Raw genomic sequence first — 22,285 nt, forward strand, 5'->3', positions numbered from 1 at the left:
GTGTTCAGGCCCGTCGTGATGTCAGCGGCTTCGCGTTGTTAGCCGAAGGCCTTGACGCCTCTCCAGTCCTCGCCCAGGACGACCTTCACCGGATTCCCGACGCTGGTCTTGGAGGGGTGGTAGATCCGCATCATCCCGTCCGTCCCGGACCGGGCCCAGAGATCGGGCACCCCGTCCCCGCTCACGTCCGGAATGCTGATGACCGCGCTCATGTTCGCTTCCGTCCAGTTCGTTCCGTAGGAAACGTCTCCGTCACGGGAGTTGGCGGCCTGCTTGAGCGAATCCAGGTTCACGCTGCCCGGCGTCGAGCCCGGCTTCCCGTGACGGACGTACATGTTGCCGTTGTCCAGGTTGCGCCAGAGCAGGTCCGGCGTGCCGTCCAGGTCCGCGTCCGCCACGTTGACGACTTCCCGGCGGGCCCATGCGGTGCCCTCCATCAACGTCGCCTGCTGGAAGCTCGCCCCCGTGTAGCCGCTCAGGGTCCAGAAGGCGGGCCCGGCCCGCAGGACCAGGTCCGGGAGCTTGTCGCCGGTGATGTCGCCGACCGCCTTGATCTGCGTCCAGGTCGCCGGGTTCGGCGCGTTGGACGGCAGCAGGACCCGCAGCCGGTTCTCCACGTTGAAGCTGCCGTATCCGTCACCTGGGTAGAGCCAGAAGCCGCCGTCCGGAGTCCGGGCGAACAGATCGGTCACGCCGTCACCCGGGTAGGCGTCGGAGTGCTTGGTGATCAAGGCGGCCTTGCCGGTGGCCGGGTCGAACCAGTGACCCGTCGGGTTCAGCCTCTGGTCACCGCTGTACGAGGCGGATAGCCAGCCGTACAGCTCACCGCCCACGTCGCCGGCGTAGTTGCGCAGGTCGCCCGAGGAGTCCACGAGGAGCAGGTCGGCGATCCCGTCGCCGCCCGTGTCGCCGGGCGCGTCGCCCACCTCGCTGGGCGGCACGTAGAAGGAGTAGTCGGTGCGGACGCTCCGGTTGCCGACCGCGTCGTAGGCGTACACGTGCAGGGTGGTGGGGCCGGCGTGCCGCGGCTTCAGGTCGGGCACGGTGGCGGTGCCTGCGGTGGCCTGCACCGGCACGGTGCCGACGCTCTCGAAGGAGTAGGTGAAGCTGACCGCTCCGGCGGCGGTGAACGTGATGGGGCCGGTCTCGCCGAACTTCACCGTCGACCAGGTCGCACCGTCGGGGGTGGCCTGCTTGAACACCTCGCTGGTGACGTCCGGCGCCGGTGGTGCCGAGGCGTCGATGGTGATGCGGCAGGGCTCGGTGCCGGGCGGGTAGTAGGAGGACGAGGCGCCCGCCGAGTCCTCGGCGCGCACGTCCCACGAGTAGATGGCCTTGTCCTCCAGGCTGGTGGAGGGGATCGTCAGGCTGCCCTTGCCGCTGCTCAGACTGGTGACCAGGGTGCCGGCGGGAGCGGTCGTGCCGTTCTTCCAGAAGCGGAACCGCAGACCCGACAGGTTGCCGTCGGGATCGGTCGCGGTGGCCGAGAGGACGATGTTGGCCTTGGCCACCGTGGCGCCGCCACCGGGGCCGGGCACGCAGGCGCCACCCGGCGATGTGGTGCCGTTCGTCGGCTCGTTCGGCGTCCGGTTGTAGACCACGTTCAGCTCCGCGGAGGAGACCTTGAACTTGCGCCAGGTCAGCGTGTCCGACTCGCTGGTGGCTTGCATGCCGAGCGTGATGCTCGACCAGCCGCCGGTGGCAGCCTGCTGGGCCGCGTTCTTCACGTCGAAGCTCACGTAGTCGTCGCTGCAACTGCTGCCGTAGCCGAAGGCGAAGGACCGCTTCTGCTGCAACGTCCTCCACGCCGGCTGCTTGTTCCACGTGGTGCCCGAGGAGATGGCGTCGGTGAGCCAGAGCTGCATCTCACGGGCCGTGCAGTTCCACGAGTGGTTGTTGAGCACCTTGAAGCTGGCCGAGGTGACCGTCGCGCCCTCGAGGCTGCTGCTGTAGCCCATCCGCCAGAAGGAGCGTGCCCGCAGCGGCGTCAGCTCCTCGTAGCCCACCCGGGCGTCGGTGGTGCCGGAGTTGAAGTTGGTGCCGTTCCAGGTGTTGGTGTTGGGATGCTGCGAGTAGACGGTCGCCCAGGCCTGCTTGCCGGTGATGAGGGTTGGGTCGAGGAAGACGGGGAAGCGCACGTCCTTTCCGGTGAGCAGGCCGGTGGCGGCGGCGTCCAGGCGCAGGCGGGCGTCGCCGGTGCCGTCGGCGTCGAGGCGGGTGGGAATCCGGGCCTGGCGGGCGCCTGGCTCGGCGCCGCTGAGGCCGGAGAGCGACAATACGTCGGCGGCGGTGGCCACCGCGGTGCGGGGAGTGGCGTCCGGCGCTCCAGGGTCCCGGCCGGCGGAGTCCCAGGCGAACGGGGTGGGGATCGAGCTGATCTCCTCTCCGCTGACCCGGTCGAGGGCCCGGACACCGCCGGTGGTCGCGTCATGGCGGAAGACGAGGGTCTCAGAACGCAGGCCGTAGGTTACGGCGCTGACGGCCCTGATCGTGTCGGCCGCCCGGTTCTTGACGATCAGCAGTTGGCCGAAGCCACCCTCCTGACGGGCGACGACGAGCAGGTCCGCTCCGGGAAGAACGTCGGGGTAGAGGGCGCGCGGGCCGTCGAGCACCGGCTCGGGCAGCGGGCCCGGCCACGTGTACGCGATTCTGTGGCCGTCGACGTCCACCTCGGCCAGGACGGTTCCGGTGTCGTCGGCACTCCCGGCTGCGGTGGCGCCGCCGGAGAAGCGCACAGGGTAGGGGGTGTTCGCCGGGCGTACCTCGAGGTCACCAGTGGTGTCCCGAGCGCGCGTCAGCGTGTTGTCGAAACCGACCCACCGGCCCGTGTCATCCTTCGCCCGCTGGGGCGTCGCGTGGATCGTGGTGCGCAGCTGTCCACTGGGGAGCGCCCAGGTGAGCGAGGTGGCGCTCGTGGCCGTCTCCACGAGTACGTCGTTGCCCGTGCGGCGGGCGTCGGCCATGGCGGTCGCCTCGTCCCGAGGGACGGGTGCCGGCACAGCGGCGATGGCCGTCCGGGGCTTGTCGGTCCCCGGCCACCATGGCAGTAGACCGGCGACGAGTGCGGCCAGCAGGAGGCCCAGGGTGAGGGCAAGCCTCGTGCGGGTGCGCACGAACGGGCTGAGCAGGCGAGACACAGTCACAGCGGGTCTACTCCCGTGAGGCCAGGCGGACAGGGGGAAGGCACGAAAAGGCAGCCCCGTCCGGCGGGCCGTGGGGCAGAACGCGGGCACACGATCGCACGGCGCAGGGGCCTTTCGTCCATCCCGCGAACGTTATGAATTCGTGATGTCCGGCCCGGGTTAACTATGCGCTACGTCTGAAATCAATCTTGTGGGCGGTTTTGGCCGTGTGGAGTGACGGGATCGAGCCGTCCCACCCGCATCTGCCCGAATCGTTGACATCGGTGGCCCTCATCCCCATAACGCCGTGGCGGAGATCACTCTATGTTCGCTTCCGTCACTTTCCGCGATCTTGAGCAGGGGCTCCTCGTGGCGCAGAGTGCTCACGCACGTACCGCACCTGGGGCGTGCCCCTTCTCGCGGTGTTTCCGCGCCTTCTCTTTCGTCTTCGCGCCTGGTGGGGGTCGACGCGCATGCGTGGTACCGGTTTGCTGTCCCGGCGGTGGCATGGCCGACGGACCCCGACGGGACCAAGTCACCCCCGGTGGCGTCGTGCCCGTACGGCGATGGTGCTGTCCCTGTCCACGATCCTGGTGGGCACCATGTTGCCCGCCGAGGCGTGGGCGGTGCCCGGCCCCGGCATGAGCCGCGAGGCGAACCGGCTCGACCTGCCGGACGTTCCGCAGAGCGAGCGGGTCGGGCAGGACGAGAGCGCCGAGACGAACCTGACCACCGCCGACCCGGTTCCGGTGGTCCCGTATGAGCCGCAGGCTGTCACGCCGTGGCAGCAGGACAGCGGTGCCGTGGACCTCACCGGCCTCGCACCCGGCGCCACCAAACCGGTCGACGACCTGCCGGTGGCCCTCGGCGTGCCGGACGGCGGTGACCCGGCTGCCCTCGCCGGCACCTGGACCGTCGACCTCGCCGCCCCCGAGGCGTCCCAGGTCGCTGGCGTGTCGGGCCTGATCATGAAGATCACGCCGCCGGCCACCGCCGACCCGACCGCTGAGGTCGCCCTCAGCGTGGACTACACGCCCTTCGCCGACCTGTACGGCCCGCAGGCGGCCGACCGCTTCGGCGTCATGCTGCTGCCCGACTGCGTCTACGACGCCCCCGACACCGGCGACTGCGCTGCCGATGGCGGCACGGGGACCATGTTCGCCGCTCCCGGCGCGGACCCCGCGCGGGCGGTGTCCAGCGAGGTGGAGCTGGTGCCCGCCAAGAAGGCGCCCACCCGCGCCAGGGCCGCCGGCGACGCGCCGACCCGTCGGGTCGTCACCGGCAGTGTGCCAGTCGGCCCGCTGCTCGGCGCAGAGGGCGCAGCCTCCTCGGCGACCAGGTCCTCCAGCCGCGCGGCCCAGACCTCGACGGACTCGAGTGTGGTCGGCGTGCTGGACACCGGCGCCTCGGCGGCCGGCGACTACACCGCCACCCCCCTGCTGTCCTCGGGTTCCTGGGCTGCGGGCGCCTCCTCCGGCGCGTTCACCTACTCGTACCAGGTGCAGGTACCGGAGACGGCTGGCGGCCTGATGCCGAAGGTGGCCCTGTCGTACTCGTCGCAGTCGGTGGACGGTCGCACCTCCGCCACCAACAACCAGGCCTCCTGGATCGGCGACGGCTGGGACTACAACGCGGGGGCGATCACCCGCAGCTACGCGAACTGTCGGCAGGACTCGAAGAAGCCGGGTGCCAACAACGCCACCCACCGGACCGCCGACCTGTGCTGGGGTTCCGACAACGCCACGCTGTCCCTCGCCGGCATGACTACGGAGCTGGTCTGGGACAAGTCCAAGAATGCCTGGTTCACCGCCAACGGTGACGGCTCCAAGGTCCAACTGGTGAAGGACGCCGGCCTGGCCAACGGCGACGCCGACGGCGAATACTGGATCGTCACGACCCGGGACGGCACTCGCTACCACTTTGGCCGCCATCGACTGCCTGGCTGGTCCGACAACGGCACCGCGGCCGACGACCCGGTCACCAACTCCGTCCTCACCGTGCCGGTGTACGGCAATCACCCGGACGAGGACTGCTACAAGGAGGGCAACTGGGCGGGCTCCGTCTGCACCCAGGCCTGGCGGTGGTCCCTCGACTACGTCGAGGACATCCACGGCAACGCCATGTCCCTGTGGTGGGCCCGCGAGACGAACCACTACGCCCGGAACTTCAACTTCAAGGACCCGGTCGTGTACGACCGGGGCGGCTACCTTACCCGCATCGACTACGGGCAGCGCCGGGACACCCTCTTCTCGGCCGCACCCCTGGCGCAGGTCTCCTTCACCGTCGAGGAGCGCTGTTTCGCCGAGGGCTCCCTCACCTGCTCCGAGGCCAACTTCGCCAGCACGGACCCGAACAAGTACCGAATCTGGTACGACACTCCCGCCGACCTGCGGTGCGCCGACGACCAGAAGTGCTGGAACGCCTCGCCGTCGTTCTTCACCCGTAAGCGCCTGGACAAGATCACCACCTCGACGCAGCGGCGTCCCGAGACGACCGCCCTTCAGGTCGTGGACGAGTACCAGCTCAAGCAGTCGTTTCCGGTCCTGAGGACCGGCCCCAACACCGCCCTCTGGCTGGAGTCGATCGCCCGTACCGGTCATGGCCGTAGCGGCGCGACCGACGACAAGGCCACGCTCAACGCGGTGCGCTTCGAGCCCAACGCCGAGGACATGCCGAACCGCGTCAAGCGCGATAACCGCCCCGGCTTCTCCCGGCTCCGCGTCGCCCGCGTGATCAACGAGTACGGCGGCGAGACGGTCGTCACCTACAAGCAGCCCGTCGGCGCCTGCGCCACCGGTACCGGCCTGCCCGGCAAGGACGACACCGCCGCGTTGAAGGCCAACGACCGGCTGTGCTACCCCGCCTTCTGGCACCCGGACCCGGCGGCCGAGGAGATCGACTGGTTCCACAAGTACGTCGTCGACAGCGTCGAGGAACTTCCCGCCGTGGACGGCGCGTACGGCACCACCACCCGGTACGCGTACGAGAACCCGGGGTGGCGGCTCGCCGAGCAGGAGTTCACCAAGAAGTCGACTCGTACCTACTCCCAGTTCGCCGGTTTCGCGCAGACCACCGTCTTCACCGGGGCGGACGACCCGGAGATCGGCAGCAAGCGGACCAAGTCCGTCACCCGCTACTTCCGCGGCATGGGCGACTCCGTGTCCATGACAGACATCGCCGGCTCGGAGATCGCCAAGGACAAGGAGCCCTTCGCGGGCCGTGTCGCCGAGGAGCTCACCTACGCCAGCGCCGACGACGCCGACACTGCGTGGCTCACCCGAAGCGTCACCTTCCCCGAGGCACAGGAACTCGCCACCCGCACGCGCGACGACGGGCTCAGCCCGCTGCGCTCCTACCGGGTCACCGAGCCCCGGCAGGTCTCGTACACCAAGTCCTCGGGCACCGGCGACGACGACCGGACCCTCCGTACCGTCGAGACCCGGACCACCTACGAGACGACCCATGGGCTGCCGACGCACATCGAGTCCCTCGGCGACACCGGCAGGGACGGCGACGAGTCCTGCACCTTCGTCGAGTACCTCCACCACCTCGACAAGAACCTCATCGGCCTGACCAAGCAGACCCGTAGCAGCCCCACGACCTGCGCCGCCGCCACCTTCGACGACCTGAAAACGCTGAGCGCCGCAGGCCGCGTCGGCTACGACGGCCAGGCCTACGGCGTGGCCCTCGGCAGCACCACCCGAGGGCTCGCCACCCAGACCTGGTCGCTGAAGGCCGACGGATCCGGCTTCCAGAACGACGGCACCACCACCTTCGACGGCATCGGCCGCGTCCTCACGCGCACCGATCCCGACGGCAAGACGTCGATAATCACCTACGCTCCTGCGGTCGGCCAGGCGTACTCGGTCACCGAGGAGAACTCGCTGGGGCACAGGCAGGTCCGGGAGCTGGACCCGGGCCGCGCCGTCACCCTCAAGACCACCGACCTCAACGGCCGCGTCAGCGAGGCAAAGTACGACGCGCTGGGCCGCCTCGTCGAGGCCTGGGGCCCCGGCCGCACCCCGTCCACCACGGCCGTCCCGGACTTCCGGGCCGAGTACGCGACCCCCGTCGGCAAGCCGCCGTACATCACCACCTTCAGTCGGGGGCACGAGAACCGGATCCAGACCTCCGTCACCCTCTACGACGGTCTGGGCCGTGAGCGGCAGACCCAGGAGGAAGCCACCGGCGGAGGCCGGCTGATCACCGACACGCTGTACAACAGCTCCGGCGAGGTGCGGCAGACCAACAACGCCTACTTCGCCGAGGGGTCACCCATCGGCCAGCTGTTCACGCCGCTCGCGGGCACGGCCGTGCCCAACGCCACCCGCTACACCTACGACGGCCTCGGCCGCGTGGTCCAGGAGACGCCCGTCCTGCGTGACGTCGCCATGCCGTCGCGCGCCACCAGCTACACGTACGGCGCCGACCACTCCACGGTGATCAACCCGGCGGGTGCGGTCTCCTACCGGATGTACACGGATGCCCTGGGTCGCACCACCCGTGTGGACACCTTCACCAACGCCGCCCACACCGCTTTCACCTCGATGCGGTACGAGTACGACCAGCGCGGCCAGATGGTGAAGGCCACCCACTCCGCCGACCCGACCCGTCCGTGGACCTGGACCTACGACCAGCGCGGCCGGATGGCCACGGCCACCGATCCGGACACCGGCACCACCCGCACCACGTACGACCACCGGGACCGGCAACTGACCGTCACCAACGCCCGTGACGTCACGGTCTGGAACGGCTACGACGAGCTGTCCCGCCCGACGCAGCAGCGGCTCGGCGACAGCGGCGGGACGCTGCTGGCCGAGTACACCTACGACTCGGTCGCCGGCGGCAAGGGCCTGCCCGCGAGCGCGACCCGATACACCGACGGCCTGCCGTACACACAGACCATCGGCGGCTACACCGACGACTACCAGCCCACGTCCACCACCCTCACGCTGCCGCAGTCCGTCGCCGACACCTGGGGCCTCCGGACCTCCTACCAGTACGACTACACCTACACCGACACTGGTCTGCAGGAGTCGGCCACGCTGCCCGCAGTCGGCAGCTTCCCGGCCGAGAAGATCCTGGTCCGCTACACGAAGGACGGTCTGCCGCTGTCCGTCTCCGGCAACGGCTGGTACGGATCCGAGACCGTCTACTCGCCGTACGGGCAGGTGTTGCGCTCCACGCTCGGCGCGCAGCCGTACCGGGTGTGGACCATGGCCTCGTACGACGACGCCAGCGGCGCCCTCACCGACCAGCAGGTCTACCGCGAGCAGAAGAACGATCCGTCCGTCGGCGGCGCCAACCTCGTCTCGCACCGCTCCTATTGGTACGACGACGCGGGCAACATCCTTGCGATCCAGGAACGTGCCACCGCCATCGCCGAACGGCAGTGCTTCCAGCACTCGCTCGGTCGGCTGAAGACGGCTTGGACGGCCAAGAACCAGGCGTCGTGCGCCCCGGGCCCGGTCAACACGGACGGCACCCTCAACGTGGCGTCCGGCACCGACGAGTCGAGTTACTGGCAGGAGTACGAGTACGACCTGCTCGGCAACCGCACGCAGCTGGTGGAGAAGAAGAACCTGGATGGCGTCACCACCAAGGACGCGACCACCACCTACGCCTATGGCAAGGACGACGGCAGCCAGCCCCGCACCCTCACCAAGGTGACCAAGACCTACACCACCCCGGCGAACGCCGAGGTCACCGCCGTGGCGACGCGGCTGTACGAGCTGACCGGCGAGACGAAGTCCGTCACGTCCAACACCGGCAGCCAGCAGGAACTGTCCTGGACCCACGACGGCCAGATCGACCGGATCACCGGCCAGGGCGGCAAGGGCCGGACCGCGTACGTCGGCCACGCGAACAAGTGCCTGGACGTCCACGGCGACCTGGCGAAGGCCAACCAGCCGATCCACCTCTACACGTGCAACGGCACGAACGCCCAGAGATTCAACTTCACCCCGACCGAGATCACCAACGACGACCCGAACCTGGGCAGCCTCTCCCCGTACGACAAGTGGTGCGTCCAGCCGACGGCCAACACGGCCGGGTCGCCGCTGCAACTGCAGGCCTGTGACGATTCGGCGACCGGGCAGCGCCTGGAGCGCACCTCCACGAACCAGCTCAAGCACACCGCCTCCGGCTTGTGCCTCGCCGTCAAGGACGCGGCCACGGCCGACGGCACCCCGATCGTGCTGGCCACCTGCGACGGCGCGGCCCCGGCGCAGCAGTGGGACGCGCAGGACGAGACCCGCCACATCTACGGCCCCGGCGGCAGCCGGCTCCTGACGATCCAGGGACGGCAGGCCACCCTCAACCTGGGCGAGTCCCAGGTCACCGTCCAGAAGGGCGGGGCGCTGGTCAACACCCAGCGTTCGTACGCCGCCCCGGGCGGCGCGGTGATGCGCTACGCGCACAGCACCTCTTCTCCCAACCTCGTCGCCCTCGCCGGCGACCACCAGGGCAGCCCGTACCTCGAGATCGCCCTCCACGGCACGATGCCGACCCGGGTCCGCAAGCAGGATCCGTTCGGCAACCAGCGCGGTGCCGCGTCCCAGGCCGCCGGCATGCAGACCAACGCCGGGTTCCTCGGCGCGGTCCGGGACGACGCCTCCGGTTACACCCCGCTCGGGGCGCGCCTCTACGACCCGGAGGTCGGGCGATTCCTCTCCGCCGACCCGGTCCTGGACCTGGCGGACCCGGCGCAGTCCAACGGGTACACGTACGCGCACAACAACCCGGTGACGCACTCGGACCCCAGCGGCCTGTCGATCTCGCTGACCGCATCGGAGACGGCAGCGGCCCTGGCTGGCGCGGGCCTGTCGCCGGCCATGGTGGCCCAGGCGCAGGCCAACATGGGGCGCTCACTCCTGTCGGTGATCCTCGACTCTGCCTGGTACGTGCTGAAGGAGTTCATCGGCATCAACGACGCCATGAACTGCTTCGGCGGCGACATGTGGGCGTGCGGCAGCCTCATCATCGGAGCGATCCCGTGGACCAAGGTCGCCAAGATCCCGGCCGTGCTCAGGGCCGTCGACCGGACGATCTCCGCCATCAAGGCGTGGCAGGCGGCGAAGAAGGCCGCCGAGTCCGTGCTGGCTGCCGCCCGCGCGGCGGAGGCCGCGGCGCTCAACGCCAAGAAGCTCGCCATCGAGCGGGCGAAGAAGGCCGCGCAGGCGGCGAAGAAGAAGGCCGCCGAGAAGGTCAACACGACCAGTAACAAGGCGACCAACGCGACGAAGAAGACCGGCAACCCGGTCCAGAAACAGGCCCAGTCCAAGTCCAACCCGAGGGGCTCCTCCGTCAGCTCTGGTGGTAGCGGCAAGGGAAGCTCCAAGCCCGGCGGCTCCTCGGGGAGTTCCGCACGCAGTAACGGCGGTTCCAGCGGTGGTGGCGGCGCCGGCAGGGCGGACGACGGCTCCTGCCTGACCAACAGTTTTGTCCCGGGCACCAAGGTGCTCATGGCGGACGGCTCCACCAAGCCGATCGAGGACGTCAAACCGGGCGACAAGGTCCAGGCCACCGACCCCGAGACGGGCCGGACCGAGGTGGAGACGGTCACCGCGACCATCAAGGGTGATGGTGTCAAACACCTGGTGAAGGTCACCATCGACACCGATGGCGAGCGCGGCTCGAACACGGCCGAAGTCACCGCCACCGACGGTCACCCGTTCTGGGTGCCGGAACTGGGCGAGTGGATCGACGCCACCGACCTGCGATCTGGCCAGTGGTTGCAGACCAGCGCCGGCACTTACGTCCAGATTACGGCGATCCTTCGCTGGAGCGTCCCGCAGGCCATCGTCCACAACCTCACCATCGCCAACATCCACACGTACTATGTGCTGGCGGGGGCCACGCCGGTCCTGGTTCACAACTGCACTGAAACCTTCTATCGAGCGATGAGTGAGAAGGAATTCAATCAGCTGGGCCCCAATGGTGAGATCACTGTCAAGGGTACGGAGAATTTCGTCACGCAGTCCCGGGAGTACCTTGAAGGCCTGAGGTATAGGACGGCACGCAAGGGAGGCAGGAATGCCGAAAAGTATACTGTCCTGGTTCGCTATGAAATGTCCTCGGGCACTCGTGATGCATTGATCTCGGCAGGTAAACCCGGGGCGGAGATTGGTAAGGATCCGAATTATGTGCATCTGAAATTGGAGCGCGAGGCTGATACATTCGGCCTAAGGCCCGGGTCGGTCGGAGTGTTCAACTCAAGGATTGTCGGATTCCAGAGGATGCGTGACTGGTGACCCTGCCACAAAGCGGAAGATCTCAAGCTGATCTAGTGGAATCGCTTGTGAATGGGTTTGTCACGGAACGGGATGCCAGGTCCATCGCAGAGTTGCATCCTGGGCTCTGTGGCAAGATCGTTCCCTGGATTCGCGAAGCGGCACACGCGGGAAACTGGAGCAGGGTTGGGAAGTTTGCCAACTTGGCTGCTCCTCTCCGGGTGGCAGGCTTGGGTGAAGTTCTTCAGGAGATTCTTGTTCAAGATGCTGCGGGGCTGAATAAAGAGGATCTCGTGGACATTTTGGGCGAGATTCGGGAAGCGGATGCGGTTACCTGCCTATTTCGGGTGGCGGAACGTTCGGTTAGTAAGGATGCTCCGGCGTACTGGCTGTGTCAGAAGGTCATCTCCTCTTTGGGGGAGATTGGCACGCCGGAGGCGCTTGATCACATTCGCCAGATGGCGGCCCAGTCATGGCCCGACGCTGTCCGGTGGCATGCAGCCGTCGAGTTGGGGATCGAAGGGGAACTTGGGTTTGACGAACGCGAAATGTTGGGGTAGTTCGCATCTCGGTGCCGTTCCGTTCCTCGACGGCACCTTAACCCGATCGACCGTCTCGCCCCTGGCCGAAAGTCGGACAGGGTGTGCGATTCGGTGCGGCGGCTAGGCTGTTCTGAGCAGAATGTCCCGCTGAGGGGGGTGAGCCGGGATCTCCTAGGCAGCTTTCGCGCCCGAGCTGGCACCGCAGCAAGCCGAACCCGCGCCGCAGCCCACCGAGCCGTCGTTCGACGTGTCGCGGTGGCACGATGACCCGTGGACCGCCCAGTTCGCCCTCGACCTGTTGCCGGAGACCAACGGCCCCAAGGTTGAGGTCCTGAGCGGAAGCGTGATCGTCGGCGTGCCGTTCTTCCTCCGCGTCGACCTGCGAAATCGCGTGCCCACCATCGCGCTGTTCGAGCTGGTGGAAGGGAACTACCGGCCGGTGGCAGCAGCCGCCGCCGGCACCCGCTTCGTGATGAGGGAACCGTTCGAGTTCTCCATCGACCCGGCCGAGCTACTCGGCGAGGAGGCGCCGCCGGAGGAACAGGCCGACGCGGAGGGCTGAGGCTCCCAGCGGAGGCGCAGGGATGGTGGGGAAGAATGACCCGGTGACCTCCCCACGCGATCTTGTTCTGCTCGGCTCCACCGGCTCGATCGGCACACAGGCCGTCGACATCGTGCGGCGCAACCCGGACCGGTTCCGGGTGGTCGCGCTCGGCGCCGGCGGCGGCAACGTCGAGCTGCTCGCCGCCCAGGCCCTCGAACTCGGCGTCGAGGCGGTGGGCGTGGCGAAGGCGTCCGCCGCGCAGGACCTCCAACTCGCCTTCTACGCCGAGGCGAGCCGGCGCGGCTGGGCCACCGGCGACTTCAGGCTTCCCAAGATCGTGGCCGGCCCGGACGCGATGACCGAGCTGGCGCAGTGGCCCTGCGACATCGTGCTCAACGGGGTGGTCGGCTCCCTCGGGCTCGCGCCGACCCTGGCCGCGCTGCGCGCCGGGCGTACGCTCGCGCTGGCCAACAAGGAGTCCCTCGTCGCCGGCGGCTCCCTCGTCAAGGCGGCGGTGACCCGGCCGGAGCAGATCGTCCCCGTCGACTCGGAGCACTCGGCGCTGGCCCAGTGCCTGCGCGGCGGCGCCCGGGGCGAGGTACGCCGGCTGGTCGTCACCGCCAGCGGCGGCCCGTTCCGGGGCCGGCGGCGCGACGAGCTGACCGCGGTCACGCCCGAGCAGGCGCTGGCGCACCCGACCTGGAACATGGGGCCGGTCGTCACGATCAACTCCGCCACGATGGTCAACAAGGCGCTGGAGGTGATCGAGGCGCACGAGCTGTTCGACGTGCCGTACGCCGACATCACCGTGATGGTGCACCCGCAGTCGGTGATCCACTCGATGGTCGAGTTCGTGGACGGGTCCACCCTCGCCCAGGCCAGCCCGCCCGACATGCGGCTGCCGATCGCGCTCGGCATCGGCTGGCCGGACCGGGTGGCCGCCGCCGCCGCCGCGGTCGACTGGACGACGGCGCACACCTGGGAGTTCGCGCCGCTGGACGACGAGGCGTTCCCGGCGGTCGCGCTGGCCAAGGCCGCCGGCGAGGCCGGGCGCTGCCGGCCGGCGATCTACAACGCGGCCAACGAGGAGTGCGTCGCCGCGTTCGTGGCCGGCCGGCTGCCCTTCCTCGGCATCGTCGACACCCTCCAGCGGGTGTTGGAGGACGCTCCCGACTTCGACGAACCAGGTACCGTCGAGGACGTGCTCGCGGCGGAGTCGTGGGCCCGCGCGCACGCGCAGGAGATCATCATCGCGGGTTCGGTGGAAGGAGCTTGATGGCGTACCTGCTCGGGGTGGTGCTCTTCGCCCTCGCGATCCTCATCTCGGTGAGCCTGCACGAGGCGGGACACATGCTCACCGCCAAGGCCTTCGGCATGAAGGTCACCCGCTACTTCGTCGGCTTCGGCCCCACGCTCTGGTCGTTCAAACGGGGCGAGACGGAGTACGGCATCAAGGGCATCCCGCTCGGCGGCTTCTGCAAGATCGTCGGCATGACCCCGCAGGACGACGACGTCGACCCGGCGGACGAGCCGCGTGCGATGTGGCGCTACCCGGTGTGGAAGCGGACGATCGTGATGTCCGCGGGCTCCATCACCCACTTCGCCCTCGCCCTGGTCACCCTCTGGGTGATCGCGGTCACCGCCGGCCTGCCCAACCCGGACTTCCCGAGCACCGAGGCCGAGATCCGCAAGGAGCCGGCGGTCATCCAGCTGTCCGACTGCGTGGTGCCGGAGAACACCCTGCGGGCGTGCACGACCGCCGACCCCGCCAGCCCCGCCGCCCAGGCGCAGCTGCGCGACGGCGACCGGATCACCGCGATCAACGGCACCCCGATCAACGACTACGGCCAGCTGCTGACCACCCTGCGCGCCCTCAAGCCGGGCGACACGACGCAGATCGCGTACGTCCGGGACGGCCAGCCGGGCACGGCCAGCGCGGTGCTCGCGCAGACCCAGCGCCCGCCGCTGGACGACCCGAAGGGTCAGGTCGCCACGGTCGCCGCGCTCGGCGTCGGCCTCGTGCCCAGCACCCCGACCCGGGTCACGTACGGGCCGGTCGGCGCGTTCGGCGCGACCGCCGACTTCACCGGCGACATGGCCGTCAACACCTTCGAGGCGATGAAGCGCATCCCGCAGAAGGTCCCGGCCCTGTGGACGGCGATCACCGGCGGCGAGCGGGACATGGACACCCCGATCAGCGTGGTCGGCGCGAGCCGGCTCGGCGGCGAGGCGGTGGAGAACAACGCCTGGCTGCTGTTCTTCATGCTGTTCGTCTCGCTGAACTTCTTCATCGGCGTGTTCAACCTGCTGCCCCTGCTGCCGTTGGACGGCGGGCACATCGCCATCGCCTGGTTCGAGCGGGCCCGTTCCTGGGTCTACGCCCGGATCGGGCGCGCCGACCCCGGCCGCGTCGACTACCTCAAGCTCATGCCCCTCACGTACGCGATGATCCTGATCGGTGGCGCGTTCACGCTGCTGACCATCACCGCGGACGTCGTCAACCCGATCACGCTCTTCTCAAGGTGAGTGCCTGAAGTGACCGCTGTCAGTCTCGGCATCCCGGCCGTGCCGCCTCCGCCGCTCGCCCCGCGCCGGGCCAGCCGCCAGATCATGGTCGGCTCCGTGCCGGTCGGTGGGGGCGCGCCGGTATCCGTGCAGTCGATGACCACCACCCTCACGTCCGACGTCAACGCCACCCTCCAGCAGATCGCCGAGCTGACGGCGTCCGGCTGCCAGATCGTCCGGGTCGCGGTGCCCAGCCAGGACGACGTGGAGGCGCTGCCGGCGATCGCGAAGAAGTCGCAGATCCCGGTCATCGCCGACATCCACTTCCAGCCGAAGTACGTCTTCGCCGCGATCGACGCGGGCTGCGCGGCGGTCCGGGTGAACCCGGGCAACATCCGGCAGTTCGACGACAAGGTCAAGGAGATCGCCAAGGCGGCCGGTGACGCGGGCGTGCCGATCCGGATCGGCGTGAACGCCGGCTCGCTGGACAAGCGGCTGCTGGCCAAGTACGGCAAGGCCACCGCCGAGGCGCTGGTCGAGTCGGCGCTGTGGGAGTGCTCGCTGTTCGAGGAGCACGGCTTCCGCGACATCAAGATCTCGGTGAAGCACAACGACCCGGTGGTGATGGTCCGGGCCTACCGCCAGCTCGCCGAGCAGTGCGACTACCCGCTGCACCTGGGCGTCACCGAGGCCGGCCCGGCGTTCCAGGGCACGATCAAGTCGGCGGTCGCCTTCGGCGCGCTGCTGGCCGAGGGGATCGGCGACACCATCCGGGTCTCGCTGTCGGCCCCGCCGGTGGAGGAGATCAAGGTCGGCGCCGCCATCCTGGAGTCGCTCGGGCTGCGCGAGCGCGGCCTGGAGATCGTCTCCTGCCCGTCCTGCGGGCGGGCGCAGGTCGACGTCTACAAGCTCGCCGAGGAGGTCACCGCCGGCCTGGAGGGGCTGCCGGTGCCGCTGCGGGTCGCCGTGATGGGCTGCGTCGTGAACGGCCCGGGCGAGGCCCGCGAGGCCGACCTGGGCGTGGCCTCCGGCAACGGCAAGGGCCAGATCTTCGTCAAGGGCAAGGTCGTCAAGACCGTGCCCGAGGCGCAGATCGTGGAGACGCTGATCGAGGAGGCGCTGCGCATCGCCGACGAGATGGGCGCCGAACTGCCGGAGGAGCTGCGCGGCCTGCTGCCGGGCGCCACCGTCTCCGTGCACTGACCCACCGCGCCGTCGCGCACCGGTCCCACCGCCACCCGGCGGTCGGGGCCGGTGCGCTTTTTCACGTGGTACGCCGGCACCCGTTTACCAAACCGTACGTACGTCTTGCTAGGGTGTGGGCGTGCGGCTGCTTCCTGAACCGGGCCCGGCCCGGACCCTCACCCTCGGCACCCTCGTGCGGACCGTCGGGCGCGGCCTCTGGCTGGTGGCCAGCGCGCTCTTCCTCACCCGCTCGGTCGGCCTCACCGTCACCGAGGTCGGCGTGGGGCTGACCGTCTCGGCCCTGGTCGGCCTGCTGGCCAGCGCGCCGACCGGCTACCTGGCCGACCGGCTCGGGCCCCGGGGCACCCAGGTCGCCGCGCTGGTCGCCGGGGGCGCGCTGACCGCCGCCCTGGTGACCGTCCAGTCGTTCGCCGCGTTCCTCGCCGTCGGTGCGGCCACCGCCCTGGCCGACGCCGCCGACCGGGGCGCCCGAGGCGCGCTCATCGCCGGTTGCGTCCCCGCCGACCAGCGGGTCCGCACCCGCGCCTACCTGCGCGCCACCACCAACGTCGGGATCTCGGTGGGCGCCGTGCTCGCCGGCTTCGCGCTCGCCGCCGACACCCGGGCGGCGTACGTGGCGCTGATCCTCACCGCCGCGACGACGTACCTGCTCGCCGCCGCCGTCTTCACCCGGCTGCCGGCCATCGCTCCCGCGCCCGCTCCCACGCAGGGCCCCCGGCTGGTCGCGCTGCGGGACCGCCCGTTCCTGGCGTTCACCGTGCTCGACGGCCTGATGTCGATGCACTTCGGGCTGCTCAACATCGCCCTGCCGCTGTGGATCGTCGGGCACACCCGGGCGCCGGCCTGGGTGATCTCCGGGCTGATGCTGGTCAACACCATGGTGGTGGTGCTCTTCCAGGTCCGCGCCGCACGGGGCACCGAGAGCCTCGCCGGGGCGGCCCGGGCGTCGCGGCGCGCGGGGCTCGCCATCGCCGCCGCCTGCGTCCTCTTCGCCGCCAGCGGCGGTCTGCCGACGGTCGCCGCCGTCGCGCTGCTGGTCGCCGGCGCGCTCGCGCACGTCGTGGGGGAGCTGTGGCACTCCGCCGCCGGCTGGGGGATCTCCTTCGGGCTCGCGCCCGAGCACGCCCACGGGCAGTATCAGGGGGCGTACAGCATGGGTTTCGAGCTGGGCCGGATGATCGCGCCGGTGGTGGTGACCACGTTGGCCGTCGGGTGGGGCGTGCCCGGCTGGTTGTTGCTCGGTGGGCTGTTCCTGCTGCTCGGTGCCCTGGTGCCCGGAGTGGTCGGCTGGGCCGCCCGCAACCGGGGCGCCACGCCCGCGCCGCGACCGGTCCCGGTGCCGTAGTCCCTCTCGCCACTCGACCGGCGCGGCGGGGGGCGGATCTGGCAGGCTGGTATCCGTGCTGACGGTGCCGGTACGGCAACTCGGGGAGTCGGAGCGCCGCGCTGTCGAGCGGCTGCTCGATCTCGACCCGTTCGCGGGCGCGCAGGTCGCGGAGCGGATCGCCGCGCGCGGCCTGGCCTGGTGGCGCGCCGAGGGCCGGGTGCTGGGCTACGGCACCCGCCGCCACCTGGAGTCCGTCTGCTGGCTGGGCGGCAACCTCACCCCCGTCCTCGCCACCGAGCCGGCCGTCGCCGCCTACGCCGACCTGCTCGCCGGCGAGGAGCGGCTCTGCTCGTCGATCGTGGGCCGGGCCGACGCCGTGCTCGGCCTCTGGGACCGGCTCTCCGGCGTCTGGGGGCCGGCCCGGGACGTACGCCCCAACCAGCCGTTGCTGGCCACCGACGCGCTGCCGGCGCTGCGGGCGGACCCGGAGGTGCGGCTGGTGCGCGGTGGGGAGATCGACCGGCTCTTCCCGGCGGCGGTGGCCATGTACACCGAGGAGGTGGGCGTCTCGCCGCTCGCCGACGACGGCGGGCGCGGCTACCGGCGGCGGGTCACCGAACTGGTCCGGGCCGGGCGGGCGTACGCGCGGTTCGTCGACGGTCAGGTGGTGTTCAAGGCCGAGCTGGCGGTGGTGACCCGCCGGACCGCCCAGGTGCAGGGGGTCTGGGTGGCCCCCGAGTGGCGGGGCAGGGGCATCGCGACGGCGGCGATGGCGGCCGTGGTGCGCGACGCGCTGCTGCGGGTCGCCCCGACCGTGAGCCTCTATGTCAACGACTTCAACCTGCCGGCCCGGCGGGTCTACGAGCGCTGCGGCTTCCGCCCGGTCGGCACGCTCGCCACCGTGCTCTTCTGAACGCTCCCGGGCATGGCCCGGATCACCCCGGCGAGGAGTGCCGAACCGGACGGTCGGGGCTAGGCTGGGCATGTTTTTGCACTGACCAGTCAGTTCAAGAAGGTGGGCCGGGTCGGATGGTGGTCGTCGAAGCGCGCGGGCTGGGGTTGCGTACCCGGCGGGGGTGGGTGTTCCGGGACGTCGACCTGACCGCCGCCGCGGGCGAACTACACGCGGTGACCGGCCCGCCCGGCAGCGGACGCACCTCGCTGCTGCTCGCCCTGGCGGGCCGCTTCCCGACCAGCGAGGGACGGCTGACCCGGCACGGCCCCGCCGCGCTGGGGCAGGTCGCCGGCGTGCACGAGCCCGACCCCGCGCTGACCGTCGCCGAGCATGTCCGGGAGCGGCTGCTGCTGCTCGGGCCGGTGCCCCGCCGCCGGCGGCAGCTGGTGCCGGTCGCCGCGCTGCGGGCGCGCCGGGCGTACCGGCGGGACGCCTTCGCCGCCGCGATCGCCGGGGCCGGGTTCACCGGGGAGGCGCCCTTCGACCCGGACACCCGGGGGCGCGACCTCACCCCGCTGGAACGGCAGGTGCTCGGCCTGGTCCTGGCCACCCTGGGCGGGCCCCGGCTGATCGTCGCCGACGACGTGGACGCCGGTTGCGACGCCCCGGAACGCGCCCGGCTCTGGGCGACGCTCGCCCGCCTGGCCGACCAGGGCTACGCGGTGGTTGCCAGCGCCCGCGCGGTCGAGGCGGACAGTCCCGCGATCGTGCACCGCCTCGGTGACCCGCCGGCCGCGCCGTCACCCCCCGACGAGGCGGCGGCCGGGTCGCCCGAGGCGGCTGGGCCGTCCGAGGCGGCTGGGCCGTCCGAGGCGGCTGGGCCGTCCGAGGCGGCTGGATCGTCCGAGGTGGCGGCCGGATCGTCCACCGCCGCTGGTCCGGGAGACGAGACCGATCCGACCGAGACCGTCGAGGTGGCCCGATGAGCGTCTTCCGACTCGCCCGGTTCGAGCTGCGCCGGCTGACCCGGGGCCGGCTGCCCCGCGCCGCGCTCGCCGTGCTCACCGTCGTCCCGCTGCTCTACGGGGCGCTCTACCTCTACGCCTTCTGGGACCCGTACGCCAAGCTGGACCGCATCCCGGTGGCGCTGGTCAACGCCGACCGCCCCGCCACCGCGAGTGACGGCACGGTCGTGCACGCGGGGCAGGACCTCGCCGACGAGCTGCTCGACCGGCGGGTCTTCGGCTGGCACGTCACCGACGCCGGGGACGCCGCCGCCGGCCTGCGCAGCGGTCGCTACCACCTGGTCTTCGCGATCCCGGAGGACTTCTCCGCCAGCCTGGCGGACAGCCCGGAGCCCGACCGGCCCGCCCGGCGGGGGGAGCTGCGGGTGGTCAACGACGACGCCACCAACTACCTCTCCGGGCTGCTGGCCCGCACGGCGTTCAGCGAGATCCGGGCCGCCGCCGCGCAAAGCGCCGCCGGGAACTACTTCGAGAAGATGCTCGTGGGCTTCACCGACGCCAAGGCCGAGACCGGCCGGGCGGCCGACGGAGCCGCGAAGCTCGCCGACGGGCTCGACTCCTCCACCACCGGGGCGGACAGGGTAGCCGACGGGCTGGGCACGTCGCGGGACGGCGCGGGCCAGATCGCGGACGGGCTGGACGCGTCCGCGACCGGGGCGGGCAGCCTCTCGGCGGGACTCGACAAGACCGCGAAGGGCGCCGACGAACTCGCCGCCGGGCTCGGCGAACTGCGTACCGGGGCGGTGCAGCTCGCCGACGGCACCGCCCGCGCCGCGACGCAGACCCGCGCGGTGGCGGACAGGGTCAACGGCGCTGCCGGCCGGGTCGAGCCGGTGCTGAGGGAGAACGCGAAGCGGATCGAGGAGTCGGCCACGGCGATCGCCGAGGGGGCGCAGGCGCTCGCCGACGGGCTGGACGCCCTGCCCCGGCGGGCACAGGAGGCGGTCAGCCAGGCCGAGCAGGTCCGCGACCGGCTCGACGCGCTGGTCGCCGCGCACCCCGAACTCGCCGACGATCCCAGCGTGGTGGCCGCCCGTACGGCCGCGAAGGCCACCGTCGAGGCGGCCCGCGCCGTGGCCGGCACGCTGGACGACGCCGACCTGACCGCTCTGGAGAACCGGATGACCAGGGTCGCCGCCACCGCCCGGGAGATCGCCGCCGGGGCGCCCCACCTGGCCGACGACGTCGCCGCCGCCCAGGCCAAGGTCAACGAGCTGGCCACCGGGCTGGGCACCCTCGCCGAGGGCAGCGCCAAGCTGCGCGACGGCCTCGGCACGGCGGCCACCGGTGCCGGCGAGCTGCGCGGCGGGCTGTTCCGGCTGGCCACCGGCGCCCGGGAACTCGACGGCGGCCTGCACCGGCTCAGCACCGGTGGCGAGCGGCTCGCCGACGGCCTCACCCGGCTGGAGAGCGGCGCGGGCGACCTCGCGGCCGGCCTGACCCGGCTGGGCGGCGGCGCCGGCGACCTGGCCGACGGCCTCGCCGAGGGGGAGGAGAAGATTCCCGGGTACGCCGACGCGGAGGCCCGCGCCACCGTCCTCGGCGACCCGGTCTCGCTGGACCGCACCGCCCGCAACGCCGCCGGCGCGTACGGCGTGGGCTTCGCCCCGTACTTCCTCGGGCTGGCCCTCTGGGTCGGCGCGATGATCACGTACATGCTGTTGCGGCCGGTCAACCGGCGGCACGTGATGTCCGGCGCGCCCGCCTGGCGGGTGGCGCTGGCGGGCTGGCTGCCCGCCGCGGCGATCGGGCTGGCCCAGGCCGGGGTGCTCTTCGCGGTGGTGACCCTCGCGCTCGACCTCGACCCGGCGCGCCCGGCGGCCACCCTCGGCCTGCTCGCGCTGGCCGCGCTCTCCTTCACCGCGATCGTGCAGTGGCTCGGCGCGCTGCTCGGGCCCGCCGGCCGGCTCGCCGCGCTGGCCCTGCTGATGCTCCAGCTCACCTCGTCCGGCGGCACCTATCCGGTGCAGACCTCACCGGGCTTCTTCCAGGCGATCCACCCCTGGCTGCCGATGACCTACGTGGTCACGGCCCTGCGGCACACCGTCAACGGCGGATCGGTTGGGCCGGTCGGCACGGGGGCGCTGGTGCTGGCCGGCTTCGGCGCGGCGGCGCTCGCGCTCACCGTGGTCACCGCCCGCCGGGCGCGCCGCCTGACCCCGGCCACGCTGCACCCCGAGCTGTCCATGTGAGGATGCTGACGGGCCGGAGGTGCGGACGGGGAGGGCCAGTGACGGACGGACGGTCGCGGCGGCGGGAGGACACCCGCCAGCGCCTCTTCGAGGCGGCCGTGGAGCTCATCGCCGAACAGGGCTTCTCGGCGACCACCGTGGACGACATCGCGGCCCGCGCCGGGGTGGCCAAGGGCACCGTCTACTACAACTTCGAGTCCAAGACGGTGCTCTTCGAGGAGCTGCTCCGGCACGGGATCGGCCTGCTCACCGCCGAGTTCCGGGCCGCCGTGGCCGGGCTGCCGCCGCGCGAGGCGCTGGCCGCGCTGGTGCGCGCCGAACTGGAGTACATCCGGCGGTACCGGGCCTTCGCGCAGCTCCTGCTCTCGGAGATGTGGCGGACGAACCGGGAGTGGCAGCAGACGCTGCGGCTGCTGCGCGGCGAGGCGATCGAGGTGATCGCCGAGACGGTCCGGGCCGGGGTGGCCGTCGGCGACCTGCCCGCGGACCTGGACGTGCGGACCGCCTCGTCCGCGCTGTTCGGCGTCGGGCTGGTGGTGGCGGTGGACTGGCTGGTGTTCCAGCCGGACCGGCCGATCGAGGACGTCGAGGAGGCGCTGCTCGGCATCGTCCGCCGGGTCGCCCGGACCTGACCCGGCCGCCCCCGCCCCGCGCCCCGGGCGGGCCGTAAATGCGTTGAACCGGACACCCCCACCG

General features: G+C 71.1%; 12 protein-coding genes. 11 read left to right on the forward strand and 1 reads right to left on the reverse strand.

Annotated elements, in window-relative coordinates:
- Positions 1–38: 38 nt before the first annotated feature.
- Complete coding sequence (locus ABT006_RS10355; protein WP_350704922.1) at positions 39–3,143, reverse strand: DNRLRE domain-containing protein; 3,105 nt, start codon at positions 3,141–3,143, stop codon at positions 39–41.
- Positions 3,144–3,595: 452 nt separating this feature from the next.
- On the opposite strand from ABT006_RS10355, the gene ABT006_RS10360 reads away from it, so the two are divergent.
- The 11 genes from ABT006_RS10360 to ABT006_RS10410 all read left to right on the forward strand — a co-directional run bounded on the left by ABT006_RS10360 (position 3,596) and on the right by ABT006_RS10410 (position 22,221).
- Positions 3,596–11,374 (forward strand): ricin-type beta-trefoil lectin domain protein, encoded by a 7,779-nt coding sequence (locus ABT006_RS10360; protein ID WP_350704924.1) that lies wholly within the window; start codon positions 3,596–3,598, stop codon positions 11,372–11,374.
- Between the two features lie 35 nt (positions 11,375–11,409).
- Complete coding sequence (locus ABT006_RS10365; protein WP_350704926.1) at positions 11,410–11,913, forward strand: HEAT repeat domain-containing protein; 504 nt, start codon at positions 11,410–11,412, stop codon at positions 11,911–11,913.
- Between the two features lie 229 nt (positions 11,914–12,142).
- Complete coding sequence (locus ABT006_RS10370; protein ID WP_350704928.1) at positions 12,143–12,457, forward strand: hypothetical protein; 315 nt, start codon at positions 12,143–12,145, stop codon at positions 12,455–12,457.
- 43 nt (positions 12,458–12,500) lie between these two features.
- Entirely contained in the window at positions 12,501–13,715 is a 1,215-nt protein-coding gene (gene dxr, locus ABT006_RS10375) for a 1-deoxy-D-xylulose-5-phosphate reductoisomerase (protein WP_350704930.1), read from the forward strand.
- Positions 13,715–14,965, forward strand: a complete 1,251-nt coding sequence (locus ABT006_RS10380; protein WP_350704932.1) for a M50 family metallopeptidase — start codon at positions 13,715–13,717, stop codon at positions 14,963–14,965. Before dxr ends, ABT006_RS10380 begins: the two co-directional genes overlap by 1 nt.
- Positions 14,966–14,974: 9 nt before the next feature.
- Entirely contained in the window at positions 14,975–16,147 is a 1,173-nt protein-coding gene (gene ispG, locus ABT006_RS10385) for a flavodoxin-dependent (E)-4-hydroxy-3-methylbut-2-enyl-diphosphate synthase (protein WP_350704934.1), read from the forward strand.
- Positions 16,148–16,268: 121 nt separating this feature from the next.
- Entirely contained in the window at positions 16,269–17,495 is a 1,227-nt protein-coding gene (locus ABT006_RS10390) for an MFS transporter (protein ID WP_350704936.1), read from the forward strand.
- A gap of 55 nt (positions 17,496–17,550) precedes the next feature.
- Entirely contained in the window at positions 17,551–18,390 is an 840-nt protein-coding gene (locus tag ABT006_RS10395; RefSeq protein WP_350704938.1) for a GNAT family N-acetyltransferase, read from the forward strand.
- Between the two features lie 116 nt (positions 18,391–18,506).
- Positions 18,507–19,358, forward strand: a complete 852-nt coding sequence (locus ABT006_RS10400) for an ATP-binding cassette domain-containing protein (RefSeq protein ID WP_350704940.1) — start codon at positions 18,507–18,509, stop codon at positions 19,356–19,358.
- Entirely contained in the window at positions 19,355–21,589 is a 2,235-nt protein-coding gene (locus ABT006_RS10405) for a YhgE/Pip family protein (RefSeq protein WP_350704942.1), read from the forward strand. Before ABT006_RS10400 ends, ABT006_RS10405 begins: the two co-directional genes overlap by 4 nt.
- A gap of 38 nt (positions 21,590–21,627) precedes the next feature.
- Positions 21,628–22,221 (forward strand): TetR/AcrR family transcriptional regulator, encoded by a 594-nt coding sequence (locus tag ABT006_RS10410; protein WP_350704944.1) that lies wholly within the window; start codon positions 21,628–21,630, stop codon positions 22,219–22,221.
- Positions 22,222–22,285: the final 64 nt, after the last annotated feature.

The organism is Micromonospora sp. NPDC002717, from assembly GCF_040295705.1.
Lineage (GTDB): Bacteria > Actinomycetota > Actinomycetes > Mycobacteriales > Micromonosporaceae > Micromonospora.